19 protein-coding genes are annotated in these 22,116 nt (G+C 71.2%); 13 read left to right on the top strand and 6 right to left on the bottom strand.

Annotated features, from left to right (window positions below; all coding sequences use genetic code 11):
- Positions 1-119 precede the first annotated feature (119 nt).
- Together ACIBEA_RS33445 and ACIBEA_RS33440 are read left to right on the top strand one after the other, a co-directional pair.
- Positions 120-2,363 carry an ATP-dependent RecD-like DNA helicase gene (locus ACIBEA_RS33445; protein ID WP_399266951.1) on the top strand — a complete coding sequence of 748 codons (2,244 nt, stop codon included), beginning with the start codon at positions 120-122 and terminating at the stop codon, positions 2,361-2,363.
- Between the two features lie 182 nt (positions 2,364-2,545).
- Positions 2,546-3,835 carry a citrate synthase gene (locus tag ACIBEA_RS33440; RefSeq protein WP_399266950.1) on the top strand — a complete coding sequence of 430 codons (1,290 nt, stop codon included), beginning with the start codon at positions 2,546-2,548 and terminating at the stop codon, positions 3,833-3,835.
- Between the two features lie 460 nt (positions 3,836-4,295).
- On the opposite strand, the gene ACIBEA_RS33435 is transcribed toward ACIBEA_RS33440, so the two are convergent.
- Both ACIBEA_RS33435 and ACIBEA_RS33430 read right to left on the bottom strand, forming a co-directional pair.
- Positions 4,296-6,572 carry a heavy metal translocating P-type ATPase gene (locus ACIBEA_RS33435; protein ID WP_399266949.1) on the bottom strand — a complete coding sequence of 759 codons (2,277 nt, stop codon included), beginning with the start codon at positions 6,570-6,572 and terminating at the stop codon, positions 4,296-4,298.
- A gap of 116 nt (positions 6,573-6,688) precedes the next feature.
- A complete protein-coding gene (locus tag ACIBEA_RS33430) occupies positions 6,689-6,922 on the bottom strand; it encodes a heavy-metal-associated domain-containing protein (RefSeq protein WP_399266948.1) in 234 nt (77 codons plus the stop codon).
- Positions 6,923-7,085: 163 nt separating this feature from the next.
- Between ACIBEA_RS33430 and ACIBEA_RS33425 the strand changes: the two genes are divergently transcribed.
- Positions 7,086-8,336, top strand: coding sequence for a cation:proton antiporter (locus ACIBEA_RS33425; RefSeq protein WP_399267048.1), 1,251 nt, complete (start codon positions 7,086-7,088; stop codon positions 8,334-8,336).
- Here the strand turns inward: ACIBEA_RS33425 and ACIBEA_RS33420 are convergent.
- A complete protein-coding gene (locus tag ACIBEA_RS33420; RefSeq protein ID WP_399266947.1) occupies positions 8,314-9,096 on the bottom strand; it encodes a TetR/AcrR family transcriptional regulator in 783 nt (260 codons plus the stop codon). The two genes, ACIBEA_RS33425 and ACIBEA_RS33420, sit on opposite strands and share 23 nt — an antisense overlap.
- 138 nt (positions 9,097-9,234) lie before the next feature.
- On the opposite strand from ACIBEA_RS33420, the gene ACIBEA_RS33415 reads away from it, so the two are divergent.
- On the top strand, positions 9,235-11,526 hold the full coding sequence (locus ACIBEA_RS33415; protein WP_399266946.1) for an MMPL family transporter: 2,292 nt from the start codon (positions 9,235-9,237) through the stop codon (positions 11,524-11,526).
- A gap of 44 nt (positions 11,527-11,570) precedes the next feature.
- On the opposite strand, the gene ACIBEA_RS33410 is transcribed toward ACIBEA_RS33415, so the two are convergent.
- The 3 genes from ACIBEA_RS33410 to ACIBEA_RS33400 all read right to left on the bottom strand — a co-directional run bounded on the left by ACIBEA_RS33410 (position 11,571) and on the right by ACIBEA_RS33400 (position 14,080).
- Positions 11,571-11,771, bottom strand: coding sequence for a MerR family transcriptional regulator (locus ACIBEA_RS33410; protein ID WP_354382447.1), 201 nt, complete (start codon positions 11,769-11,771; stop codon positions 11,571-11,573).
- 279 nt (positions 11,772-12,050) lie between these two features.
- Complete coding sequence (locus ACIBEA_RS33405; protein WP_399266945.1) at positions 12,051-13,061, bottom strand: Gfo/Idh/MocA family protein; 1,011 nt, start codon at positions 13,059-13,061, stop codon at positions 12,051-12,053.
- A gap of 104 nt (positions 13,062-13,165) precedes the next feature.
- Positions 13,166-14,080 (bottom strand): sugar phosphate isomerase/epimerase family protein, encoded by a 915-nt coding sequence (locus ACIBEA_RS33400; RefSeq protein ID WP_399266944.1) that lies wholly within the window; start codon positions 14,078-14,080, stop codon positions 13,166-13,168.
- Between the two features lie 260 nt (positions 14,081-14,340).
- Here ACIBEA_RS33400 and iolC point away from each other — a divergent pair, with 260 nt between their 5' ends.
- From iolC to ACIBEA_RS33355, 9 genes are all read left to right on the top strand, one after another.
- Positions 14,341-15,258 (top strand): 5-dehydro-2-deoxygluconokinase, encoded by a 918-nt coding sequence (gene iolC, locus ACIBEA_RS33395; RefSeq protein WP_399267047.1) that lies wholly within the window; start codon positions 14,341-14,343, stop codon positions 15,256-15,258.
- 14 nt (positions 15,259-15,272) lie between these two features.
- Complete coding sequence (gene iolB / locus ACIBEA_RS33390; RefSeq protein ID WP_399266943.1) at positions 15,273-16,130, top strand: 5-deoxy-glucuronate isomerase; 858 nt, start codon at positions 15,273-15,275, stop codon at positions 16,128-16,130.
- Positions 16,127-18,007 (top strand): 3D-(3,5/4)-trihydroxycyclohexane-1,2-dione acylhydrolase (decyclizing), encoded by a 1,881-nt coding sequence (iolD, locus tag ACIBEA_RS33385; RefSeq protein ID WP_399266942.1) that lies wholly within the window; start codon positions 16,127-16,129, stop codon positions 18,005-18,007. The genes iolB and iolD overlap by 4 nt, the downstream gene beginning before the upstream one ends.
- 11 nt (positions 18,008-18,018) lie before the next feature.
- A complete protein-coding gene (locus ACIBEA_RS33380; RefSeq protein WP_399266941.1) occupies positions 18,019-19,518 on the top strand; it encodes a CoA-acylating methylmalonate-semialdehyde dehydrogenase in 1,500 nt (499 codons plus the stop codon).
- A gap of 204 nt (positions 19,519-19,722) precedes the next feature.
- Positions 19,723-19,929: a hypothetical protein gene (locus tag ACIBEA_RS33375; protein ID WP_399266940.1), complete on the top strand. Its 207-nt coding sequence runs from the start codon at positions 19,723-19,725 to the stop codon at positions 19,927-19,929.
- Positions 19,913-20,437, top strand: a complete 525-nt coding sequence (locus ACIBEA_RS33370; RefSeq protein ID WP_399266939.1) for a DUF6879 family protein — start codon at positions 19,913-19,915, stop codon at positions 20,435-20,437. Before ACIBEA_RS33375 ends, ACIBEA_RS33370 begins: the two co-directional genes overlap by 17 nt.
- Positions 20,427-21,269 (top strand): Scr1 family TA system antitoxin-like transcriptional regulator, encoded by an 843-nt coding sequence (locus ACIBEA_RS33365; protein ID WP_399266938.1) that lies wholly within the window; start codon positions 20,427-20,429, stop codon positions 21,267-21,269. Before ACIBEA_RS33370 ends, ACIBEA_RS33365 begins: the two co-directional genes overlap by 11 nt.
- A gap of 286 nt (positions 21,270-21,555) precedes the next feature.
- Positions 21,556-21,774: a hypothetical protein gene (locus ACIBEA_RS33360; RefSeq protein WP_399266937.1), complete on the top strand. Its 219-nt coding sequence runs from the start codon at positions 21,556-21,558 to the stop codon at positions 21,772-21,774.
- A 50-nt stretch (positions 21,775-21,824) separates the two neighbouring features.
- The gene (locus tag ACIBEA_RS33355; RefSeq protein WP_399266936.1) at positions 21,825-22,049 is read left to right on the top strand and encodes a DUF397 domain-containing protein; all 225 of its coding nucleotides are present in this window, start codon (positions 21,825-21,827) and stop codon (positions 22,047-22,049) included.
- Positions 22,050-22,116: the final 67 nt, after the last annotated feature.

Raw genomic sequence — 22,116 nt, 5'->3', positions numbered from 1 at the left:
GGATCGGGAAGTCCGACGAGGGAGGGGTAACCGTGAGGGGGTCCGGCCGCGAGGCCGGACCCCCTTTCGTTTTCCACAGGCCCCGACGGGCTGTCGGCGCCGGACGCTAGCGTTGCGCCATGGGGACGGACAGTGCGGTGAACACGGCGGTGCTCGAAGGGGTCCTGGAGCGCATCACCTACGCCAATGAGGAGAGCGGCTACACGGTCGCCCGCGTCGACACCGGGCGCGGCGGCGGCGACCTCCTCACGGTGGTCGGCGCGCTGCTCGGCGCGCAGCCCGGCGAATCGCTGCGCATGGAGGGCCGTTGGGGCTCGCACCCGCAGTACGGCAAGCAGTTCACGGTCGACAACTACTCCACGGTGCTCCCCGCCACCATCCAGGGCATCCGTCGCTACCTCGGCTCCGGCCTGATCAAGGGCATCGGACCGAAGATCGCGGACCGGATCGTCGAGCACTTCGGCGTCGACACCCTGGACGTGATCGAGGACGAGCCGAAGCGGTTGGTCGAGGTGCCCGGGCTCGGGCCCAAGCGGACGAAGATGATCGGCGCCGCCTGGGAGGAGCAGAAGGCCATCAAGGAGGTCATGGTCTTCCTCCAGGGGGTCGGGGTCTCCACCTCCATCGCGGTGCGTATCTACAAGAAGTACGCCGACGCCTCCATCTCGGTGGTGCGCAACCAGCCCTACCGGCTCGCCGCCGACGTCTGGGGCATCGGCTTCCTCACCGCCGACAAGATCGCCCAGTCCGTGGGCATACCGCACGACAGCCCCGAGCGGGTCAAGGCCGGACTCCAGTACGCCCTCTCCCAATCCACCGACCAGGGCCACTGCTTCCTGCCCGAGGAGCGGTTGATCGCCGACGGGGTCAAGCTCCTCCAGGTGGACACGGGCCTGGTCATCGAGTGCCTGGCCGACCTGGCCGCGGATCCCGAGGGCGTGGTGCGCGAGCAGGTGCCGTATCCGCAGGGCGGCCCGCCGCTCACCGCGGTCTACCTGGTCCCCTTCCACCGCGCCGAACTCTCCCTCGTCGGGCAGCTGCGGCGGCTGCTGCACACCGAGGAGGACCGGATGCCGGGCTTCGGCGACGTCGACTGGGAGAAGGCGCTGGGTTGGCTGGCCGGGAGGACCGGGGCCACCCTCGCGCCCGAGCAGCGGGACGCGGTCAAGCTCGCCCTGACCCGCCGCGTCGCGGTGCTCACCGGCGGGCCGGGCTGCGGCAAGTCCTTCACCGTCCGCTCGATCGTGGAGCTGGCCCGGGCCAAGAAGGCCAAGGTGGTGCTCGCCGCGCCCACCGGGCGGGCCGCCAAGCGGCTGGCGGAGCTGACCGGCGCCGAGGCCTCCACGGTGCACCGGCTGCTGGAGCTGAAACCGGGCGGGGACGCGGCGTACGACCGGGACCGGCCGCTGGACGCGGACCTGGTGGTGGTCGACGAGGCCTCGATGCTCGACCTGCTGCTCGCCAACAAGCTCGTCAAGGCGGTGGCGCCCGGCGCCCACCTGCTGCTGGTGGGGGACGTGGACCAGCTGCCGTCGGTGGGTGCGGGCGAGGTGCTGCGGGACCTGTTGGCCGAGGGCGGACCGGTGCCCGCCGTCCGGCTGACCCGGATCTTCCGGCAGGCCCAGCAGTCGGGCGTGGTCACCAACGCGCACCGCATCAACACCGGGCTCCCGCCCCTCACCGACGGGCTGCCGGACTTCTTCCTCTTCGCCGAGGAGGACACCGAGGCGGCCGGAGTGCTCGCGGTCGACGTGGCGGCCCGTCGCATTCCGGCCAGATTCGGCCTCGACCCGCGCCGCGACATCCAGGTCCTCGCGCCCATGCACCGGGGCCCGGCCGGAGCCGGGAACCTCAACGGACTGCTCCAGCAGGCGATCACCCCGGCCCGGCCGGACCTGCCCGAAAAACGCTTCGGCGGCCGGGTCTTCCGGGTGGGCGACAAGGTGACCCAGATCCGGAACAACTACGAGAAGGGGGCCAACGGCGTCTTCAACGGCACCGTGGGCGTGGTCACCGCGCTGGACCTGGACGAACAACGCCTGACCGTGCGCACGGAGGAGGACGAGGAGATCGGCTACGAGTTCTCCGAGCTGGACGAGCTGGCCCACGCCTACGCCGTCACCATCCACCGTTCCCAGGGGAGTGAATATCCCGCGGTCGTGATCCCGGTCACCACCGGGGCTTGGATGATGCTCCAGCGCAATCTCCTCTACACGGCGGTGACCAGGGCGAAGAAACTGGTCGTGCTGGTCGGGTCCCGCAAGGCCCTCGGCCAGGCGGTGCGTACGGTTTCCGCAGGCAGGAGGTTCACGGCTGTCGCCCCCCGGCTTTCCGGACAGATACCGGTGGGAAACATCACCTAGATGATCGATCATTTGGGGTATCCCCGCCGGTTCGGAGGGGGCAGGATGAGCAGCTTGAAGGCACTCAGTGCCGTCAAAAACACCAAACCCCGACCCCGAGTGCACTCACCTGTGCCAAATGGGGGAAGGTAGAGGCAGTCAGGGCACCTCGAAGAAGAGGCACTACGTCGGTGAGGGATGACGTGAGCGACAACTCTGTAGTACTGCGGTACGCGGACGGTGAATACACCTACCCGGTGGTCGAAAGCACCGTAGGCGACCAGGGCTTCGACATCTCGAAGCTCCGATCCCAGACCGGGCTGGTCACCCTGGACAGTGGCTACGGGAACACCGCCGCCTATAAGTCCGCCATTACTTACCTCGACGGCGAACAGGGCATCCTGCGCTACCGCGGATACCCGATCGAGCAGCTGGCCGAGCGCTCGACCTTCATCGAGGTCGCGTACCTGCTGATCAACGGTGAGCTGCCGACCGTCGACGAGCTCGCGTCGTTCCGCAACGAGATCACCCAGCACACGCTGCTGCACGAGGACGTGAAGCGCTTCTACGACGGCTTCCCCCGTGACGCGCACCCGATGGCGATGCTGTCCTCCGTGGTCAGCGCGCTGTCGACGTTCTACCAGGACAGCCACAACCCGTTCGACGAGAAGCAGCGCCACCTCTCGACGATCCGGCTGCTCGCCAAGCTTCCGACGATCGCGGCCTACGCGTACAAGAAGTCGGTCGGCCACCCGGTCGTCTACCCGCGCAACGACCTCGGCTACGTCGAGAACTTCCTGCGCATGACGTTCTCCGTGCCGGCCCAGGAGTACGACCTGGACCCGGTCGTGGTCTCGGCGCTCGACAAGCTGCTCATCCTGCACGCGGACCACGAGCAGAACTGCTCGACCTCCACCGTGCGTCTGGTCGGCTCCTCGCAGGCGAACATGTTCGCCTCGATCTCCGCCGGCATCAGCGCGCTGTGGGGCCCGCTGCACGGTGGCGCCAACCAGTCCGTCCTCGAGATGCTGGAAGGCATCAAGAACGACGGCGGCGACGTCGACGCCTTCATCCGCAAGGTGAAGAACAAGGAAGACGGCGTCCGCCTCATGGGCTTCGGACACCGTGTCTACAAGAGCTTCGACCCCCGGGCGAAGATCATCAAGGCTGCGGCCCACGACGTCCTCTCGGCGCTCGGCAAGAGCGACGAGCTGCTCGACATCGCGCTGAAGCTGGAAGAGCACGCGCTGGCCGACGAGTACTTCGTCTCGCGCAACCTCTACCCGAACGTGGACTTCTACACCGGTCTGATCTACCGGGCCATGGGCTTCCCGACCGAGATGTTCACCGTGCTCTTCGCACTCGGCCGCCTTCCCGGATGGATCGCCCAGTGGCACGAGATGATCAAGGAGCCCGGCTCCCGCATCGGCCGTCCGCGCCAGATCTACACCGGCGAGGTCCTGCGCGACTTCGTCCCGGTCGAGGCCCGCTGAATCCGCGGCCGTCGAACCACTGGCCGTCGATCACCCCACCGGTGATCGCCGTGCCGCCGTCCCGGGAGTGCGAGCCGCCCTCCCGGTGACGTGAGCGCAACGAAAAGCGCCCCGCCGTCGATCCCCCCACGGGTCGACGGTCGGGGCGCTTTCCTTTCCCCGGTGCGGATTCCCCCCACGGGACCCGGACCAGGGCGTCGGTGAGGAGCGCGCGCGGCGCTCCGGCGGGGGAGTCTGCCGGGACCCGTTCGGATCGGGAAGCCCTTTGGCGTGCTCCCCGCGGGTACGTGTCCCGGCCGGCAGGTGCCTGCGGACGTCCCCCAAGACCTCCGTGAACGTCCCCCAAGACGTTCTTGGCACCGCCCCATTAGACCCGCGCCACCACCTGATGGTTACGTTCCAATCACTGTGATCTGCGTCTCCCGTGAAGGAAGTGTGTGCGAGGTGGGGAGGGGGTTCTCTAGCGGAAGGAGCGCAACCGGAGGCTGTTGCTCACCACGAAGACCGAGGAGAACGCCATCGCGGCCCCCGCGATCATCGGGTTGAGCAGCCCGGCCGCGGCGAGCGGCAGCGCCGCCACGTTGTAGCCGAAGGCCCAGAAGAGGTTGCCCTTGATGGTGGCCAGGGTGCGCCGGGAGAGCCGGATCGCGTCCGCCGCGACCCGCAAGTCCCCCCGGACGAGCGTCAGATCGCCGGCCTCGATGGCCGCGTCCGTACCCGTTCCCATGGCCAGCCCCAGGTCGGCCTGGGCCAGCGCCGCCGCGTCGTTGACCCCGTCGCCGACCATGGCGACCGTACGGCCCTCGGCCTGCAGGCGGCGTACGACGTCCACCTTGTCCTGCGGCAACACCTCGGCGATCACCTCGTCGATGCCCACCGCCCGGGCCACCGTCTCGGCCACCGCGCGGTTGTCGCCCGTCAGCAGCACCGGAGTCAGCCCCAGCGCCCGCAGCCGGTCCACCGCCTCGGCGCTGGTCTCCTTGATCGCGTCGGCGACGGTCAGCACCCCGCGCGCCGCCCCGTCCCAGGCCACCAACACCGCCGTGCTGCCCGCGGCTTCGGCGTCCGCCTTGGCCCGTGCGAGCTCCTCGGGCAGGGCGATCGACCAGTCGGCCAGCAGTTGTTCGCGACCCACCAGGACGGCGTGGCCGTCCACCAGGCCCTGGACGCCGAGACCGGCGAGGGCGCGGAAGTCCTCCGGCACCGGCAGCGAGCCCGCGCGCTCGGCGGCGCCGGCGGCGACGGCCCGGGCGATCGGGTGCTCGGAGGCGTGCTCCAGCGAGCCCGCCAGGCGCAGGAGTTCGGTGGTGTCGGTGCCCTCGGCGGGGTGCACCCCGACCAGGGTCATCCGGCCGGTGGTGACCGTACCGGTCTTGTCCAGGACGACGGTGTCCACGCGCCGGGTGGACTCCAGTACCTCGGGGCCCTTGATCAGGATGCCGAGCTGCGCGCCGCGGCCGGTGCCGACCAAGAGGGCGGTCGGGGTGGCGAGTCCCAGGGCGCAGGGGCAGGCGATGATCAGTACGGCCACGGCGGCGGCGAAGGCGGCCGTCGGGTCGTCGGTGATCAGGAGCCAGGTCACCCAGGTGCCGAGTGCGAGCAGCAGCACGACGGGCACGAAGACGGCGGCGATCCGGTCGGCCAGCCGCTGGACCTGCGCCTTCCCGTTCTGCGCCTGCTCGACCAGCTTGGCCATGCGGGCGAGTTGGGTGTCGGCGCCGACCCGGGTGGCCTCGATGACCAGGCGCCCCGAGGTGTTGACGGTGGCGCCGGTGACGGAGTCGGTGACGGTGACCTCGACCGGCACGGACTCGCCGGTCAGCATCGAGGCGTCCACGGCGGAGCTGCCCTCGACGACCGTGCCGTCGGTGGCGATCTTCTCGCCGGGGCGCACGACGAAGCGGTCGCCGACGGCCAGCGCGCCCACCGGGATGCGGACCTCGGCGCCGCCGCGCAGCACCGCGACGTCCTTGGCGCCCAGGTGCAGCAGCGCCTTCAGGGCGGCTCCCGCCTTCCGCTTGGAGCGCGCCTCCAGGTAGCGGCCGAGCAGGATGAAGGCGACGACGCCGGCCGCGACTTCGAGGTAGATGGCCGAGGCGCCGTCGGTGCGCGAGACCGTGAAGTCGAAGCCGTGCCGCATGCCGGGCATGCCCGCGTGACCGAAGAACAGGGCCCACAGCGACCAGGCGAAGGCGGCCAGGGTGCCGACCGAGACCAGCGTGTCCATGGTGGCGGCGCCGTGCTTGGCGTTGGTCCAGGCGGCCCGGTGGAAGGGGAGTGCGCCCCAGACGACGACGGGCGCGGCGAGGGTGAGCGAGAGCCACTGCCAGTTGTCGAACTGGAGGGCCGGGACCATCGACAGCAGCACGACGGGGAGGGCGAGGACGGCGGAGACCAGCAGGCGCTGGCGCAGCGCGGCGAGCTCCGGGTCGGCCGCCGCCGCGTCGCCCGCGGAGCCGGTTCCGGCTTCCGGATCGGCTTCCGGTTCGGGAGCCGGCGGCGGGGGTTCCGCGGCGGTGTAGCCGGTCTTGACGACGGTGGCGATCAGGTCGGCGACCTGGACCTCGGGCGCGTAGGAGACCCGGGCCTTCTCGGTCGCGTAGTTCACCGTCGCGCTGACGCCGTCCATCCGGTTCAGCTTCTTCTCGATGCGGGCCGCGCAGGAGGCGCAGGTCATCCCGCCGATCGTCAGCTCGACCTCGGTCACTATCGGTCCGTCGTGCACTGTGCTGGTCATTCCGGCTCCAGGGGGAGGGCCGGGTGCGTACGGAACCAGTATGAGCTGGACGGTACGGCCCGGCGGGGTGCTGCGGAGGAGGGGGTCGGCGGGCCCGGGCCCGCCGACCCGGGGGATCAGGCCCGGCCCGCGTACACGTATCCGGCCTCGTCGACGGCGGCGCGCACGTCGTCCTCGCCGAGCGGGGCGGCCGAGACCACGGTGACCTCGCCGGCCGCGGCGACGGCCTTGACCGAGCTGACGCCGGGCAGGGCGCTCAGTTCGGCGGTCACGGCGCCTTCGCAGTGCCCGCAGGTCATGCCGGTCACCCGGTAGACGGTGGTGGTCTGGGTGTCCGTCTCGGCGCTCATGTCGTTCTCCTCTTCGGGGGCGTGTTCGGTCGCCGGCGGGCGGTGGATCCCTCCACCCTCCTGCCGATGGCTCCAGACTATACCCCTAGGGGGTATCGAAGCGAGCGTCGACGCCCGCGGTCACCGGTGGACACGACGCGTTCACCGTATGTAAATGGCAGATATGTCCGCTTCAGGAAGTCTCACGCTGATCCTGATCATGTCGATCGCGGTGCTGGCCCCCCTGCTCGCGTACGGCATGTCCCGGTGGGTGTCGGTACCCCTGGTGATCTTCGAGATCCTGCTCGGCCTGCTGGTGGGGCCCGACGTGCTGGGATGGGCCGCGCCGGGCCCGGTGATCGACGTGCTCGGCCAGCTCGGCCTGGCGATGCTGATGTTCCTGGCGGGGTACGAGATCCAGTTCGACCGGATCGGCGGCGCCACCCTCAGGCGCTCGGGCGGGGCCTGGCTGATCGCCCTGGCCCTGGGGCTGACGGCGGGCACGCTGCTCGCGCACGGCGGCGGTTTCGACAAGGGGGTCTACGTCGGCACCGCGCTGACCAGTACCGCGCTCGGCACCGTGCTGCCGGTGCTGCGCGACGCGGGCGACCTGCGGGGCCGGTTCGGCTCCGTGGTGATGGCCATGGGGGCGATCGGCGAGTTCGGGCCGGTCATCGCCATGGCCCTGCTGCTCAGCGGGCGGGCGCCCGGGCGCTCCGCGGCCCTGCTGGTGGCCTTCGGGGTGCTCACGGCCGCCGCCGTGGTCTGGGCGCTGCGGCCGAAGGCGACCTGGCTCTCGCGGGTCATCGCCAAGACGCTGGACAGCAGCGCGCAGTTCGCGGTGCGCCTGGTGATGCTGCTGTTGGTGGCGATGCTGGGGCTGGCGCAGGCGCTGGGGCTGGACGTGCTGCTCGGGGCGTTCGCGGCCGGCCTGATCACCCGGCTGGTCCTGCAGGGGGCCGCGCCCGAGAGCAGCGGCCTGGTGCTCTCCAAGGTGGAGGCGATGGGCTTCGGCTTCCTGGTGCCGCTGTTCTTCGTGCTCACCGGGATCCAGTTCGACCTGAAGGCCCTGCTCGGGGGCGGGCGGGTGCTGCTCCTGCTGCCCGTGTTCCTGCTGCTGTTCCTGGTGGTGCGCGGGCTGCCGATCTGGTGGCTGGCGCCGCGCGACCTCGGGCGGCGGGACCGGGCGGCGCTGGTGCTGCTCGGGTCGACGGCGCTGCCGCTGGTGGTCGCGATCACCACGCTCGGGGTGCAGGACGGCATGGTGGAACCGGGCGAGGCGGCGGCGCTGGTGGGGGCCGGGATGGTCTCGGTGCTGGTCTTCCCGCTGCTGGCGCTGCGGCTGCGGTCGGGTGGGGGCGCGGGGGCGGGGTCGGGCGCGCGCGCGGCCGGTCGGGAGGGGCGGGCGCGGGTCAGCGAGGGGGAGTCGTGGTGACCATCGGCTCCAGGTAGCGCAGCAGTACGCTCTTCAGCTCGGCCACATAGGCCTCGCGCTCGGCGCCCTCGGTGGCCAGCACCAGGTCGAGGGCCGACTTGAAGATGCCCAGCACCATGTTGGAGACGTGGGTGAGCTGGTCGGGGGTGAACTCCGGGGCGAAGCTGCTCAGGACGCCCTCGACCCGGGCCAGCAGGCCGGAGTGCAGCTCCTCGTGCTCCTGGGTGATGCCGGGGACGCCCGAGCCGTGCATGAGGGCCCAGAAGGCCGGGTTCTCGCAGTTGAAGGCGATGACCGGGTCCAGGACCGCGTCGAGCAGCTCGGGCAGCGGCTTGACCAGGTTCTCGGGCAGGAAGGCCTGTCCGTGCATCTCGTGGGCGCGCTTGAGGAGCTCGCCGCCCAGCTCGACCGCGATGGCCTCCTTGTTCGGGAAGAACTGGTAGAGCGTGCCGGGCGAGACCCCGGCCTCGCGCGCGATGGCGTTGGTGCTCGCCGCGGCGTAGCCGGTGCGGCAGAACACCCCCGCGGCGGCGGCCAGGAGCTGGGCGATCCGGCGCTCGCCGCGGGCCTGGCGGCGGCGCGGGGCGGGCTCGGCGGCGGGGTCGGCGGCGGGCCCGGGTGACGCCTTGCGCGCGGCCTTCGCGGCCTTCGCGGTCTTGGTGGCGGTCTTGGCGGTGCTCGTGGCCGTGGCCGTGGCTGTGCTCTTGGCCCTGGCCGCGGCCTTCGGTGCGGCGCCTCCGGGCGCGGATGTTTCCGGCATGTCGGGCACTTCGCTCCCGTTCCTTCCCGAGGGTGATTGACAAACACGAGCTGGCGCTCGCATTCTGTGGGAACGCGAGCGACTGCTCGTGTTTGCCAGTCTAACTTCTGGCAATCACGGTGAAGGGGACACCGAGACATGTCCGAAGTCAAGAAACCATCAAGCCGAGGGCAGCGGGCGGGGGTCGGGGCCGGGGCGGATGGCCCCCCTGGACCGAAGCTCGGGGGCTGGACGCGGTTCGTCACCGCGCGGCCGAGGCTCTCGCTCCTGTTCGCCCTCGTCCTGACGGCCCTCGCCGTGCTCGCGGGCAGCGGGGTCGCCGACCGGATGGGCAGCGGAGGCTGGCAGGACCCGGACGCCCGGTCCACCTACGCCACCAAGGCGCTGGAGCGCGAGTTCCCCGCCTCGCAGCCCAACCTGCTGCTGCTCGTGGACGCCGGAGCCGCCGGGGTGGACGATCCGGCCGTCGCCGCCGAGGCGGCCCGGCTGACCGCGCGGCTCGCCGCGGAGCAGGGGATAGCCGGGGTCGGCTCCTACTGGCAGAGCCACCTGCCCGCGCTGCGCTCCGAGGACGGGCACCAAGCCTTGATCGCCGCCCGCGTGGAGGGGGACGAGAAGACCACGGCCGAAGTGCTCGACCGGATCGCCCCGGGACTGCGCGGGGCGCACGGACCGGTCCAGGTCTCCCTCGGCGGGCCCGTGGCCGTGCAGCGCGAGATCACCAGCACCATTCAGGAGGACCTGCTCCGGGCCGAGCTGATCGCCCTGCCCCTCACCCTGATCCTGCTGGTACTGGTCTTCGGCAGCGCGGTGGCCGCCGTCCTGCCGCTCGGCATCGGCATCGTCGCGATCCTCGGGACCAATGCGGTCCTGCGCGGGCTCACCGAGATCACCGATGTCTCCGTCTTCGCCCAGAACCTCACCACGGCCCTGGGGCTCGGACTCGCCATCGACTACGCCCTGTTCATCGTCCGGCGCTTCCGCGAGGAACTCGCGGCCGGTCGGGATCCGAAGGAAGCGGTCGGGGTCACCCTGCGCACCGCGGGGCGGACGGTGCTGTTCTCGGCGCTGACGGTCGCGGTGTCGCTCTCGGCGATGATGTTCTTCCCGATGTACTTCCTGCGCTCCTTCGCCTACGCCGGGGTCGCGGTGGTGCTGCTCGCGGCGGCCGCCGCGCTGATCCTGCTGCCCGCGGCGCTGGTGCTGCTGGGCGAGCGGGTCAACTCCCTGGACCTGCGGGCGCTGTGGCGGCGCGGGCGCCGGACGCCGGCCGCGGAGGGCCGGGGCTGGGCGCGCGGAGCCGCGTTGGTGATGCGGCGGGCGCCGGTCTTCGCGGTGATCACCACCGCCGGGCTGCTGCTGCTCGGCCTCCCGTTCCTCGGGGTGAAGTTCGGCACCGTGGACGACCGGCAGCTGCCGGCCACCGCCGCTTCGCACCTGGTCCAGCAGAAGATCCGGGACGACTTCCCGGGCGGTCCCGCGGCGCAGCTCGTCGTGTTCGCCGAGGGCCCGGCCGACGCCTCCGCGTACGGCGCCTACCGGAGCCGGTTGAGCGCGCTGCCCGGGGTGGTCCGGGTCGACGGACCGGTGGGCTCGGGACCTGGTGGGAGCGCCGGGCAGTACGCCTACTTCTCGGTGGTCGGCGAGGGCGAGGCGGTGGGGCAGCAGGCCCAGGACCTGGTCGGTGAGGTCCGCGCGGTGGACGCGGGCTTCAAGACCTCCGTCACCGGGCAGGCGGCCGTCCTGGTCGACGCGCAGGACGCGATAGGGAAGCAACTGCCGTGGGCGCTCGCCCTGGTCGTCCTGGCCACGCTGCTGCTCGTCTTCCTGCTCACCGGGAGCCTGCTGATACCGCTCCAGGCGGTGCTGCTCAATGCGCTCAGCCTGACCGCGATGTTCGGTGCGGTGGTGTGGGTCTTCCAAGACGGCAACCTCTCGGGGCTGCTCTCCTTCACCTCCACCGGGGACATCGAGACCACCCTGCCGGTGCTGATGTTCTCGATCGCCTTCGGGCTCTCCATGGACTACGGGGTGTTCCTCATATCCCGGATCAAGGAGGAGTACGACCGCACCGGGGACCACGAGGGCGCGGTGCGGACCGGACTGGCCCGCACGGGCGGGCTGATCACCGCGGCGGCCGTGATCCTGGCCGTGGTGATGGTGGCCATCGGCACCTCGCGGGTGACCAACACCAAGATGCTGGGGCTCGGGATCGCGCTGGCCGTGCTGATGGACGCGATGGTGGTGCGCAGCCTGCTGGTCCCGGCGGTGATGAAGCTGACCGGACGGGCCACTTGGTGGGCCCCGGGGCCGCTGCGCAGGCTGCACGACCGGTTCGGGCTGAGCGAGGGCGGGGACCCGAGCGCGGAGCGGGAGGGCCCGCGGGAGCCGGAGGTCGAGCCCACCGACCGGGTGCCGGTCGGGACGTAGGGTCCGGGTCGGGGTGGGGGCACCCCGGCCCGGGGGGCGGCGGATCAGTCCTCGCGGCGGCCGCGGTTGCCGGGGCGTCGGGCCACCCAGGCGCGGATCGTGTCGGCGTACCAGAAGGGCTTGCCGACCTCGACGTGGTCGGGTGGGGGGAGCAGCCCGTGCTTGCGATAGGAGCGCACGGTGTCCGGCTGGACCTGGATGTGCGCGGCGATCTCCTTGTACGACCACAGCTTCCGGTCGGTCATCTGGGGCACCTCCTTGTCCACACCGCGGGGGCGGCCGGGAGGCCGTCGGGGGAGCCTGAGTGTGGACACTGACGATCACTCAAGGTTGTGCCCGGAGAACGACGCTCAGTGAGCCCAGGGGAGGGGCTGTCGTACGCCTGTGACGGAAGACCCGCGTAATGCGGACATGTGTGACGGGACCACGACCCCTGTGACAGAAGCGGCACAGGGGTCGGATGGGGCAAACGGGTTACGCACCCCGGCAGTGGCGGGCGGACCGCACCGGTACGGGCGCGGCCGTCACCGGTACAGGGGCGGCCGCTCCACCAGCTCGACCACCGTCCGCGTCCCCGTCCGGGAGGCGGTGAGGCCCGCCTCCGAGACCGCCGCCGCCGCGTAGCCGTCCCAGGTGCCGGGCCCCTCGACCCGGCCCGCCGCGGCAGCGGCCACCCACCGGCGCAGCTGGCGGTCGTAGGCATCGGCGAAGCGCACGGTGAAGTCCTGGGCGATCTCGCCGCCCCAGCGTCCCCCGGCCTGCACCACCATCGCCCGGCCGTCACCGATCCGGGCGCTGCCCGCCTCGCCCACCGCTTCGCACTGCACCTGGTAGCCGAACCCGCAGTTGACGAAGATCTCCACGTCCACGATCGCGCCGCCCGAGGTCTCCAGTAGCACCAGGCGGGGATCGCGCAGTCCCTCGGGGGCCGCGCCCGACGGCGCCGGGGACAGCACGGTGACGGCGGTGATCTCCTGCCCCAGCAGCCAGCGGGCCGCGTCCACCTCGTGCACCACCGAGTCGGTGATCAGCATGTCGCTGGTGAAGAAGGACGGCGAGGAGGCGTTGCGGTGGCGGCAGTGCAGGAACAGCGGCCGTCCGATGTCCCCGGCGTCCAGCAGCTCCTTGAGGCGCTCGTACTCGGCGTCGTAGCGGCGCATGAAACCGACCTGCACGCGCCGGTGCCCCAGCCGTTGCTCGGCCTCCATGATGCGCAGCGCGCCCGCCGGGTCCGGGGTCAGCGGCTTCTCGCACAAGACCGGCAGGCCCAGCGCCAGGGCCTGGAGGACGGACTCCTCGTGAGCGGGCCCGGGCGAGGCGATCAGGACCGCGTCCACCCCGGGTGCGGCTATGGCGGCCGCCGGGTCGGTGTGGGCGCTCGCGCCCTCCAGCGCGGCCGCGACCTCCTTGACCCGGTCGCCGTCGGGGTCGGCCACGGCCACCACCCGCGCCCCGCCCACGGTCCGCCCGATCCGGCGGACGTGGTCGCTGCCCATCTTCCCGGTGCCGATGACGGCGATGCCGAGCGTGCTCATGCGCTACCTCTTCCAGGGTCCAGCGGGATCCGGGGCGGGATCGGGTTCGGGTTCGGGTTCGGGATCGGGTTCGGGGGTCGTGCCGTGCGGTGTGCGGCGGGCGGTCAACGGGCCCCGCAGGAGCGCAGGAAGGCGCGGGTGCGCCGGGCGATCGGCAACGGCCGCTCCGGCGGGCACGGGTACATGTCCTGCTCGACGATGGCGAAGAGGTCCACCCCGAGCCGCTGGGCCGCGGCCAGTACGGGCTCCAGCGCGGGCACCCCGGCCGGCGGCTCGCACATCACCCCGCGGGCCACGGCCGGACCGAAGGGCAGCTGCTCCGCGACGACTTCGGCGAGGATCCGGGGATCCACCTGCTTGAGGTGGAGATAGCCGATGCGCTCGCCGAAGGTCTCGATCAGCTCGACGCTGTCGCCGCCGCAGTAGGCGTAGTGCCCGGTGTCCAGGCACAGCGAGACCGCTTCCGGATCGGTCGCGTCCAGGAACCGGGCCACGTTCTCCGGGGTGTCGACGTGGGTGTCGGCGTGCGGGTGGACCACGATCCGCAGCCCGTACCGCTCGCGCACCTCACGGCCCAGCCGCTCGGTCTGGCCGGCCAGTTCGCGCCATTGCGGCGCGGTCAGGTTCCGGTCCTCCAGGACCGCCCCCGTCTTGTCGTCCCGCCAGAAGGAGGGGATGACCACCAGGTGCTCCGCGCCCATCGCCTGCGTCAGGGCGGCGATCCGCGACACGTGCTCCCAGGTCTGCTCCCAGACGGCCGGCCCGTGATGGAGTCCGGTGAAGACCGTGCCGGCCGAGACCTTGAGCCCGCGCCTGCCGGTCTCCTCGGCGAGCCGCGCGGGATCGGTGGGCAGGTAGCCGTAGGGGCCCAACTCGATCCACTCGTAGCCGGAGTCCGCGACCTCGTCGAGGAAGCGTGACCAGCCGGTCTGCCGGGGATCCTCGGGAAACCACACACCCCAGGAGTCCGGAGCCGAACCGATGCGGATACGGGTCAACGCGGGTGGGGATGACGTCATGACGACACCTTAGGGTGCGACGCTCAAGGGGACGGGCACGTGTGCCCGGTAGAGGACGCGGGACACGAGGACAACGGGGTGGACGGGCCCGGTTGCGGAGCCCGGCCGAAGCGCCGGACGAGGAGCAGGGAGGACCGCGGGTGACCACCACCCCCGACGACCAGCACGACCAGCACGACCAGCACGACCAGCACGAGCGGCACGACCAGCACGATCAGAGCGACCAGCGCGAGCGGCAGGATCCGTTCGACGTGATCACGATGGGCCGGATCGGGGTGGACCTCTACCCCCTGCGGACCGGCGTGCGGCTGGCTGAGGCCGACACCTTCGGCAAGTTCCTCGGCGGCTCGCCGACCAACGTCGCGGTCGCCGCCGCCCGGCTCGGGCGGCGCACCGCCGTGATCACCCGGACCGGGGCCGACCCCTTCGGCGACTACCTGCGCGAGGAACTGCGCGGATTCGGCGTGGACGACCGCTGGGTCACCGAGGTCGCCGCCTACCCGACCCCCGTGACCTTCTGCGAGATCTTCCCGCCCGACCACTTCCCCCTCTACTTCTACCGCCGGCCCAAGGCGCCCGACCTGGAGATCCACCCGGGCGAGCTCGACCTCGAAGCGGTGCGCGCCGCGCGGGTGTTCTGGATGACCGGCACCGGCCTGAGCGCCGAGCCCAGCCGGACCGCGACCCTGGCCGCGCTGGAGGCCCGGGCGAAGTCCGGGACCACCGTCTTCGACCTCGACTGGCGGCCGACGCTGTGGTCCTCCGAGCCGCGGCCCTGGTACGAGCGGGCGCTGGCCGCTGCCACGGTCGCCGTCGGGAACACCGAGGAGTGCGCGATCGCCACCGGTGAGAGCGAGCCGTGGGCGGCGGCCCGGGCGCTGCTGGCCGCCGGGGTCGAGCTGGCGGTGGTCAAGCGGGGCCCGGAGGGGGTCCTGGCCGTCCACCGCGACGGCCGCGCGGTGCAGGCTCCGCCGGTGAAGGTGGAGGTGGTCAACGGCCTCGGCGCCGGGGACGCGTTCGGCGGCGCGCTGTGCCACGGGCTGCTCGGCGGATGGGAGCTGGAGCGGGTGGTCCGCTTCGCGAACGCGGCGGGAGCCATCGTGGCGTCCCGGCTGGCGTGCTCCACGGCGATGCCGGTGGTCGACGAGGTCGAGGAGGTGCTCGCGTCGTGGCGGTGACGGGGACGTGGGGGATGGCGCACACGCAGCTGCGCGTACTGGACCTCCGAGCGGGGGAGACGTACCGGCTGGACTGCGGCGACCACGAGTGGATCGTCCTGCCGCTGGCGGGAGCGTGCGCGGTCAGCAGCCACGCCGCCGACGAGCGGACGGCGCAGGTCTTCGAACTGCGGGGGCGCTCGGGCGTGTTCGCGGGGGTGAGCGACTTCGTCTACCTGCCGCGTGACGGGCGCGCCGAGGTCCGCTCGGTCGACGGGGGGCGGTTCGCGCTCGCCGGGGCCCGCGCCGCGCGGAGGCTGACCGCGCGTCACGGACCGGCCGAGGGGGTGCCCGTGGAGCTGCGCGGTGCGGGCAACTGTTCGCGGCAGGTCAACAACTTCGCGGCCGCGGACGTCTTCGCCTGCGACCGGCTGATCGCCGTCGAGGTGCTGACCCCCGGTGGGAACTGGTCCTCGTACCCGCCGCACAAGCACGACGAGCACCACCCCGGCGCCGAGTCCGAGCTGGAGGAGATCTACTACTACGAGATCGCCCCGCACGACGGCACCCCGGGCCTCGGCTATCAGCGTGTCAGCCCCTCCCCGGCCGGGAAGACCGACATCCTCACCGAGGTGAGGACCGGTGACGCCGTGCTGATCCCCGACGGCTGGCACGGGCCGTCCATCGCCGCGCCCGGGCACGACATGTACTACCTGAACGTGATGGCGGGCCCGGGGCAGACCCGGGAATGGCTCATCCGGGACCACCCCGACCACGGGTGGATCCGGGACACCTGGCCCGACCAGGCGGTCGACCCCCGACTGCCCTTCCCGACCACCGCGTCCACGGCCCCCTCCGCATCTGCCGCCGACCGAACGGAGGACGCCCGGTGAGCGATACCCGTCACCTCACCGTCGCGCAGGCCCTCGTGGCCTTCCTCGCCCGCCAGTTCACCGAGCGCGACGGCCGCCGCGCCCGCCTGATCTCCGCGACCTGGGGGATCTTCGGGCACGGCAACGTCGCCGGGATCGGGCAGGCGCTGCTGGAGAGCGGGCCGGAGGCGATGCCCTTCCTCCAGGGCCGCAACGAACAGGCGATGGTGCACGCCGCCGTCGGCTACGCGCGGCGCAGCGGCCGGCTCTCCGCGCACGCCGTCACCACCTCCATCGGCCCCGGCGCGACCAACCTCGTCACCGGCGCGGCCCTCGCCACCATCAACCGGATCCCGGTGCTCCTGCTCCCCGGGGACGCCTTCGCCACCCGGCCCGCCGATCCGGTGCTCCAACAGCTCGAAGTGCCCTGGGCCGGGGACGTGTCCGTCAACGACGCCCTGCGGCCCGTCTCGCGGTACTTCGACCGGATCACCCGGCCCGAGGCGCTGGTCCCGGCCGCGCTCCAGGCGATGCGCGTGCTCACGGACCCCGTGGCGACGGGCGCCGTCACCCTCGCGCTGCCGCAGGACGTCCAGGCGCAGGCGTGGGAGTGGCCCGAGGAGTTCTTCGCCGAGCGCGTGTGGTCCGTACGCCGCCCACGGCCCGACCGCGCCGAGCTGGCGCGGGCCGCCGAGGCGGTACGGGCCGCCGCGCGCCCCCTGCTGATCGCGGGCGGCGGCATCCGCCACAGCGGGGCCGAAGCCGCCCTCGCGGCCTTCGCGCGGGCCACCGGCATCCCGGTCGCGGCCACCCAGGCGGGCAAGGGCGCCCTGCCCCACGGCCATCCCGCCGAGGTCGGCGGGGTCGGCCACACCGGCACCGACACCGCCGCCGAACTGGCCCGGGAGGCCGATCTGGTCATCGCGGCCGGCACCCGGCTCACCGACTTCACCACCGCCTCCGCGACCCTCTTCCAGCATCCCGACGTCCGCTTCGTCGGGCTCAACCTCGACCCGTACGACGCCCACAAGCTCGCCGCCCGCCCCCTGGTCGGCGACGCCCGCGAGAGCCTGGACGAGCTGCGCGGGGCACTGGCGGGCCACCGGGTCGCGCCGGAGTACGCCGCGCACTACACCCGCGCGAAAGAGCGCTGGGAGGCGCGCGTGGACCGCGCGTACGCCACCCCGGACGAGACGGCCGTGCCGACCCAGGCGCAGGTGCTCGGCGTCCTCGACTCCCTGGTCACCGCGGACGACGTGATCGTGAACGCGGCCGGGTCCCTCCCCGGTGACCTGCACAAGCTGTGGCGGGCGCGCTCGCCGCACCAGTACCACGTGGAGTACGGGTACTCCTGCATGGGCTACGAGATCCCGGCGGCGCTCGGGGTCGCCCTCGCCGCGCCCGGGGACCGGGTCTGGGCCCTGGTCGGCGACGGGACGTACCTGATGAACCCGACCGAGATCGTCACCGCCGTGCAGGAGGGCGTCCCGCTGCGCCTGGTCATCCTCGACAACCACGGCTACGCCTCCATCGGTGGGCTCTCGGGGGCCGTCGGCGGCGAGGGGTTCGGGACCGCCTACCGCTTCCGGGAGCCCGACGGTTCGTACGGCGGCGCGCCGCTCCCGCTGGACCTCGCGGCCAACGCGGCCTCCCTCGGGATGGTCGTCTTCCGCGCCCGCACCGTCGGTGACCTGCGGGAAGCCCTGACCGCGGCCCGCGCCGCGGACCGTCCCACATGTGTCTACGTGGAGACCCGAACGCCCGACACTGTGTCGGGCCCACCCCCTGCGGCGGCGTGGTGGGATGTTCCTGTGGCCGAGACCGCGACCCGTGCGTCGGCGGCCGGAGCCCGTGAAGAGTACGACCGGCAAGCCGCGCAGCGACGTCGCCATCTGTGAAGGAGCAAGGCATGAAGACCGTCAACCACTGGATCGGTGGCAAGACCGTCGAGGGCGCGTCGGGCAACTACGGCCCGGTCACCGACCCGGCCACCGGCGAGGTCACCACCCAGGTCGCGCTCGCCTCGGCCGAAGAGGTCGACGCGGCGGTACGGGTCGCCAAGGAGGCGTTCCTCTCCTGGGGCCAGTCCTCGCTGGCCGCCCGTACCAAGGTGCTGTTCGCCTACCGCGCGCTGCTCGACGCCAACCGCGACGCGATCGCCGAGCTGATCGTCGCCGAGCACGGCAAGGTGCACTCGGACGCGCTGGGCGAGGTCGCCCGCGGCCTGGAGATCGTCGAGCTGGCCTGCGGCATCACCACCCAGCTCAAGGGCGAGCTGTCCACCTCCGTCTCCAACCGGGTGGACGTCTCCTCGATCCGTCAGCCGATCGGCGTCGTCGCGGGCATCACCCCCTTCAACTTCCCGGCGATGGTGCCGATGTGGATGTTCCCGCTGGCCGTGGCCTGCGGAAACGCCTTCATCCTCAAGCCGAGCGAGAAGGACCCCTCGGCCGCCGTCAAGCTGGCCGAGCTGGCCACCGAGGCCGGGCTGCCGGCGGGCGTGCTGAACGTGGTCCACGGTGACAAGGTCGCCGTCGACGCGCTCCTCGCGCACCCCGACATCGCCGCCATCTCCTTCGTCGGCTCCACGCCGATCGCCCGCCACATCCACACCACCGCCTCCGCCAACGGCAAGCGCGTGCAGGCCCTGGGCGGCGCCAAGAACCACATGCTCGTCCTCCCGGACGCCGACCTCGACGCGGCCGCCGACGCGGCGGTCTCGGCGGCGTACGGCTCGGCGGGCGAGCGCTGCATGGCGATCTCCGCGGTCGTCACGGTCGGCGCCATCGCCGACGAGCTGGTCGAGAAGATCCGCGAGCGCGCCGAGAAGATCAAGATCGGCCCCGGCAACGACCCCACCTCCGAGATGGGCCCGCTGATCACCGCGGCCCACCGCGACAAGGTCGCCTCCTACGTCACCGGCGCGGCCGCCCAGGGCGCGGACGTCGTCCTCGACGGCACCGGCTACACGGTCGAGGGCAACGAGAACGGCCACTGGATCGGCCTCTCGCTCCTCGACCACGTCTCCACCGACTCCGACGCCTACCGCGACGAGATCTTCGGCCCGGTGCTGTGCGTCCTGCGCACGGAGACCTACGAGGAGGGCCTCGCCCTCATCAACGCCTCGCCGTTCGGCAACGGCACCGCGATCTTCACCCGCGACGGCGGCGCCGCCCGCCGCTTCCAGCTGGAGGTCCAGGCGGGCATGGTCGGCGTGAACGTGCCGATCCCGGTCCCGGTCGGCTACCACTCCTTCGGTGGCTGGAAGGACTCGCTCTTCGGCGACCACCACATCTACGGCAACGACGGCATCCACTTCTACACCCGCGGCAAGGTCGTCACCACCCGCTGGCCGGACCCCTCCGAGGCCCCCTCCGGCGTCGACCTCGGCTTCCCCCGCAACCACTGACCCACCCCGCCCGGCCCCGGCCGAGCAGCGGACCGCCCCCGGCCACCCCTCACCGGCCGGGGGTTCCTGCTGTCCCGGCCCCTCCGGGACCTGGCTTTATGCGACTACGCGAATATGGGCGAGATCGCATGGACGACGGGCCGTACCCCCTCGTAACGTCATGGTCACCGGCCCAACCGGGCTGCCCGACCAGGGGGTTTCACCATGGCTCGTGAGGAACTGACCCGACTCACCGGCAACGGGAACGGCACCTGCGGAGAGGAAGACTGCCCCAATGTGTACGTTTCCCCGACCGGCTCGATCATCGTCCAGGGGGAGGTCTGCACAACCTTCCAGCCTCCGGCTGGCGAGGGCCTCGTCGAGATCCCCGGGGCTGTACTGAGGGAGGCGTTCCGTGCTCTTGGATGGTGACGCCTGGCGGTCCAGGTTCGAGCGCTTCACCGTCGAAGCGTGGCGCCTGGAGACGTTGCCCCAGTACCGCATGCCGCAGGAGGAGGCGAAGTTCCGGGCCTTCAGGGCCGGTGCGCGCATCGACCCTCACACGGTCTCGAATCAGTACACCGACCGGATTCGGCGACAGGCAGCGGAAGGGCGCCCGCAGGGCCGGGTGCACGTCCTCACCCGCCCCCTGTCCGACTACCTGCGCTTCGAGTTCTCCCAGTACTACGCCCCGCATGCGCTGGCGGGTGAACAGATCCGCATCCTCGACGTGACCGACCGGGCGAACCCGCTTGAGGGAGTCCAGGATTTCTGGATGTTCGACCGCTCCGAAGTGGTCCTGATGAATTACCACTTGGACGGGCGTCAGATCAGCCGGGAGATCCACGAAGGTGATCCCGCCCCGTTCATCGAGCATCAGCGCACCGCCATCGCCGAGTCGGTGCCCTTCGAGGAGTACGTGAAGGGCATTGACGCTTGACCTTCAGCAGATAGGGGAATCCCGAGCGGATCTAGCGCAAACGCTGAGGATGCTGCGGAAGCGAGCCGGGTGGACTCAGACCCGGCTCGCTCAGCGCTGCAATATGTCACAGACTAAAGTCAGCAACATTGAGAGCGGTAAGCTCACCCCCGTCCTGACCGATGTCGAGCTGATTCTCCGCGCGCTCGATGCGCCAGTATCGGTTGTCGCCGAAGTGGTCGCTTTGGCGCGACTGGCCAATACTGAATGGAGAGATGTGTGGTCTTCCCGCCGCAGAGGTCTGGACAAGCGGCAGAACGAGCTGGCCGGCTTCGAGAAGGCGGCCACGGAGTTCCGCTACTTCTTGCCCACGATGATCACAGGACTCCTGGCCACGCCGGAGTATGTGAGGGCCAGCATCGCGGACGTCCCTGGAGACCAGAGCAAGACCGTGGCGAAGAAGCTTGAACGTCAGGCCGTCCTCTACGACGACTCGAAAAAGTTCACCTTCATCCTGACCGAGCAGGCCGTGAGATGGCCCCTCGTTCCGCCGGACGCCTTGGCTGTGCAGATGGATAGACTGGCATCGTTGACGCGCCTATCCAACGTGCGCATCGGAGTAATCCCCATCGGGCCGTCGGTGATGCCGGGGTTGCTTAATGTCTTCACCATCTATGACGACCGAATTGCGACGGTCGAAACGTCCACTGGTGCACTGGTCTTTCGAGATCGCCGGGACGTATCTGCCTATCTCGACGAGTTCGCGACCTTCGAGCGGCATGCCCTGTTTGGTGAGCAAGCCCGTGAACGCCTGAACGAGTGGTCTGGGGTCTTTACCCGACAACGCGAATAAACCTTCAGTAGAAGCCTGTTGAGCCCGAACATTGTCGAGTACCCAACGGCAATCGGGAGGGGCTCGACATGGCAAAGACGAAAACGGCGGAGGCCCCAAAGCTTGACCGGGACGTGTGGGAGTACTTGACGTTTGCGCCCGGACACAGGTGCTCAGCCTGCAAGCGCAAGGTCGAGCCCTTGGAACCCGTCCTCAGGGGGAGCGTGGACCGCACCTCGGGTGCTCCAGCCGTCGTCTACCGGCACAACGAGTGTCCCAATACTCAGGCGGTGGCCGCTTGATGGAGATGCAGACCTGGCGAGACGCCTGGGGACGGGCCGATGACGCCGCAGAGTCCATACGTGCGGCCCTGGCCACCCTCGGTGTTTCAGAGTCCGTGTTGCGCTGCCTGCGGCCCACCGTGACGAACTCCGGCGGGTCCTACGTGGACTTCGGCAAGCTTCCGGCCGATGTGGTGGAGCAGGTAGCCGAGGCCCTGAGGCTCACGAAGACTTCCGCCCGCTGAGGGGCGGGGGACGGCCTTACGGGGCCGTCAGCAGATCAGGAAGGACCACGATGACCGACCTGTACACGCTCGACATCGACGGGGCCGCCTTCTCGAAGGCGTGCGGGGGCAACACCCACCCGGACGGTGAGGCGTGCGTGACCCTCGCCAAGATCGGCCCGGACGCGTGGGCCCTGGGTGACAGCAAGCGGCCGGACGCGGAGCCGCTGCGCTTCACCACGGCGGAACTGGACGCGGCGGGTATCGACCCCGCGCGGTTCGACCTTTCCGCCTGATCCACCGCACCACCTGAACTGACGGCCCTGCCCTCACGCCGACGGGTGGGGCCGTCGTCATCTCTCG

The organism is Streptomyces sp. NPDC051555 (assembly GCF_044454405.1).
In the GTDB taxonomy this organism is placed as follows: domain Bacteria; phylum Actinomycetota; class Actinomycetes; order Streptomycetales; family Streptomycetaceae; genus Streptomyces.
The sequence above is the reverse complement of the archived record's forward strand: the minus strand, read 5'-3'. Positions and strand labels throughout refer to the sequence as shown.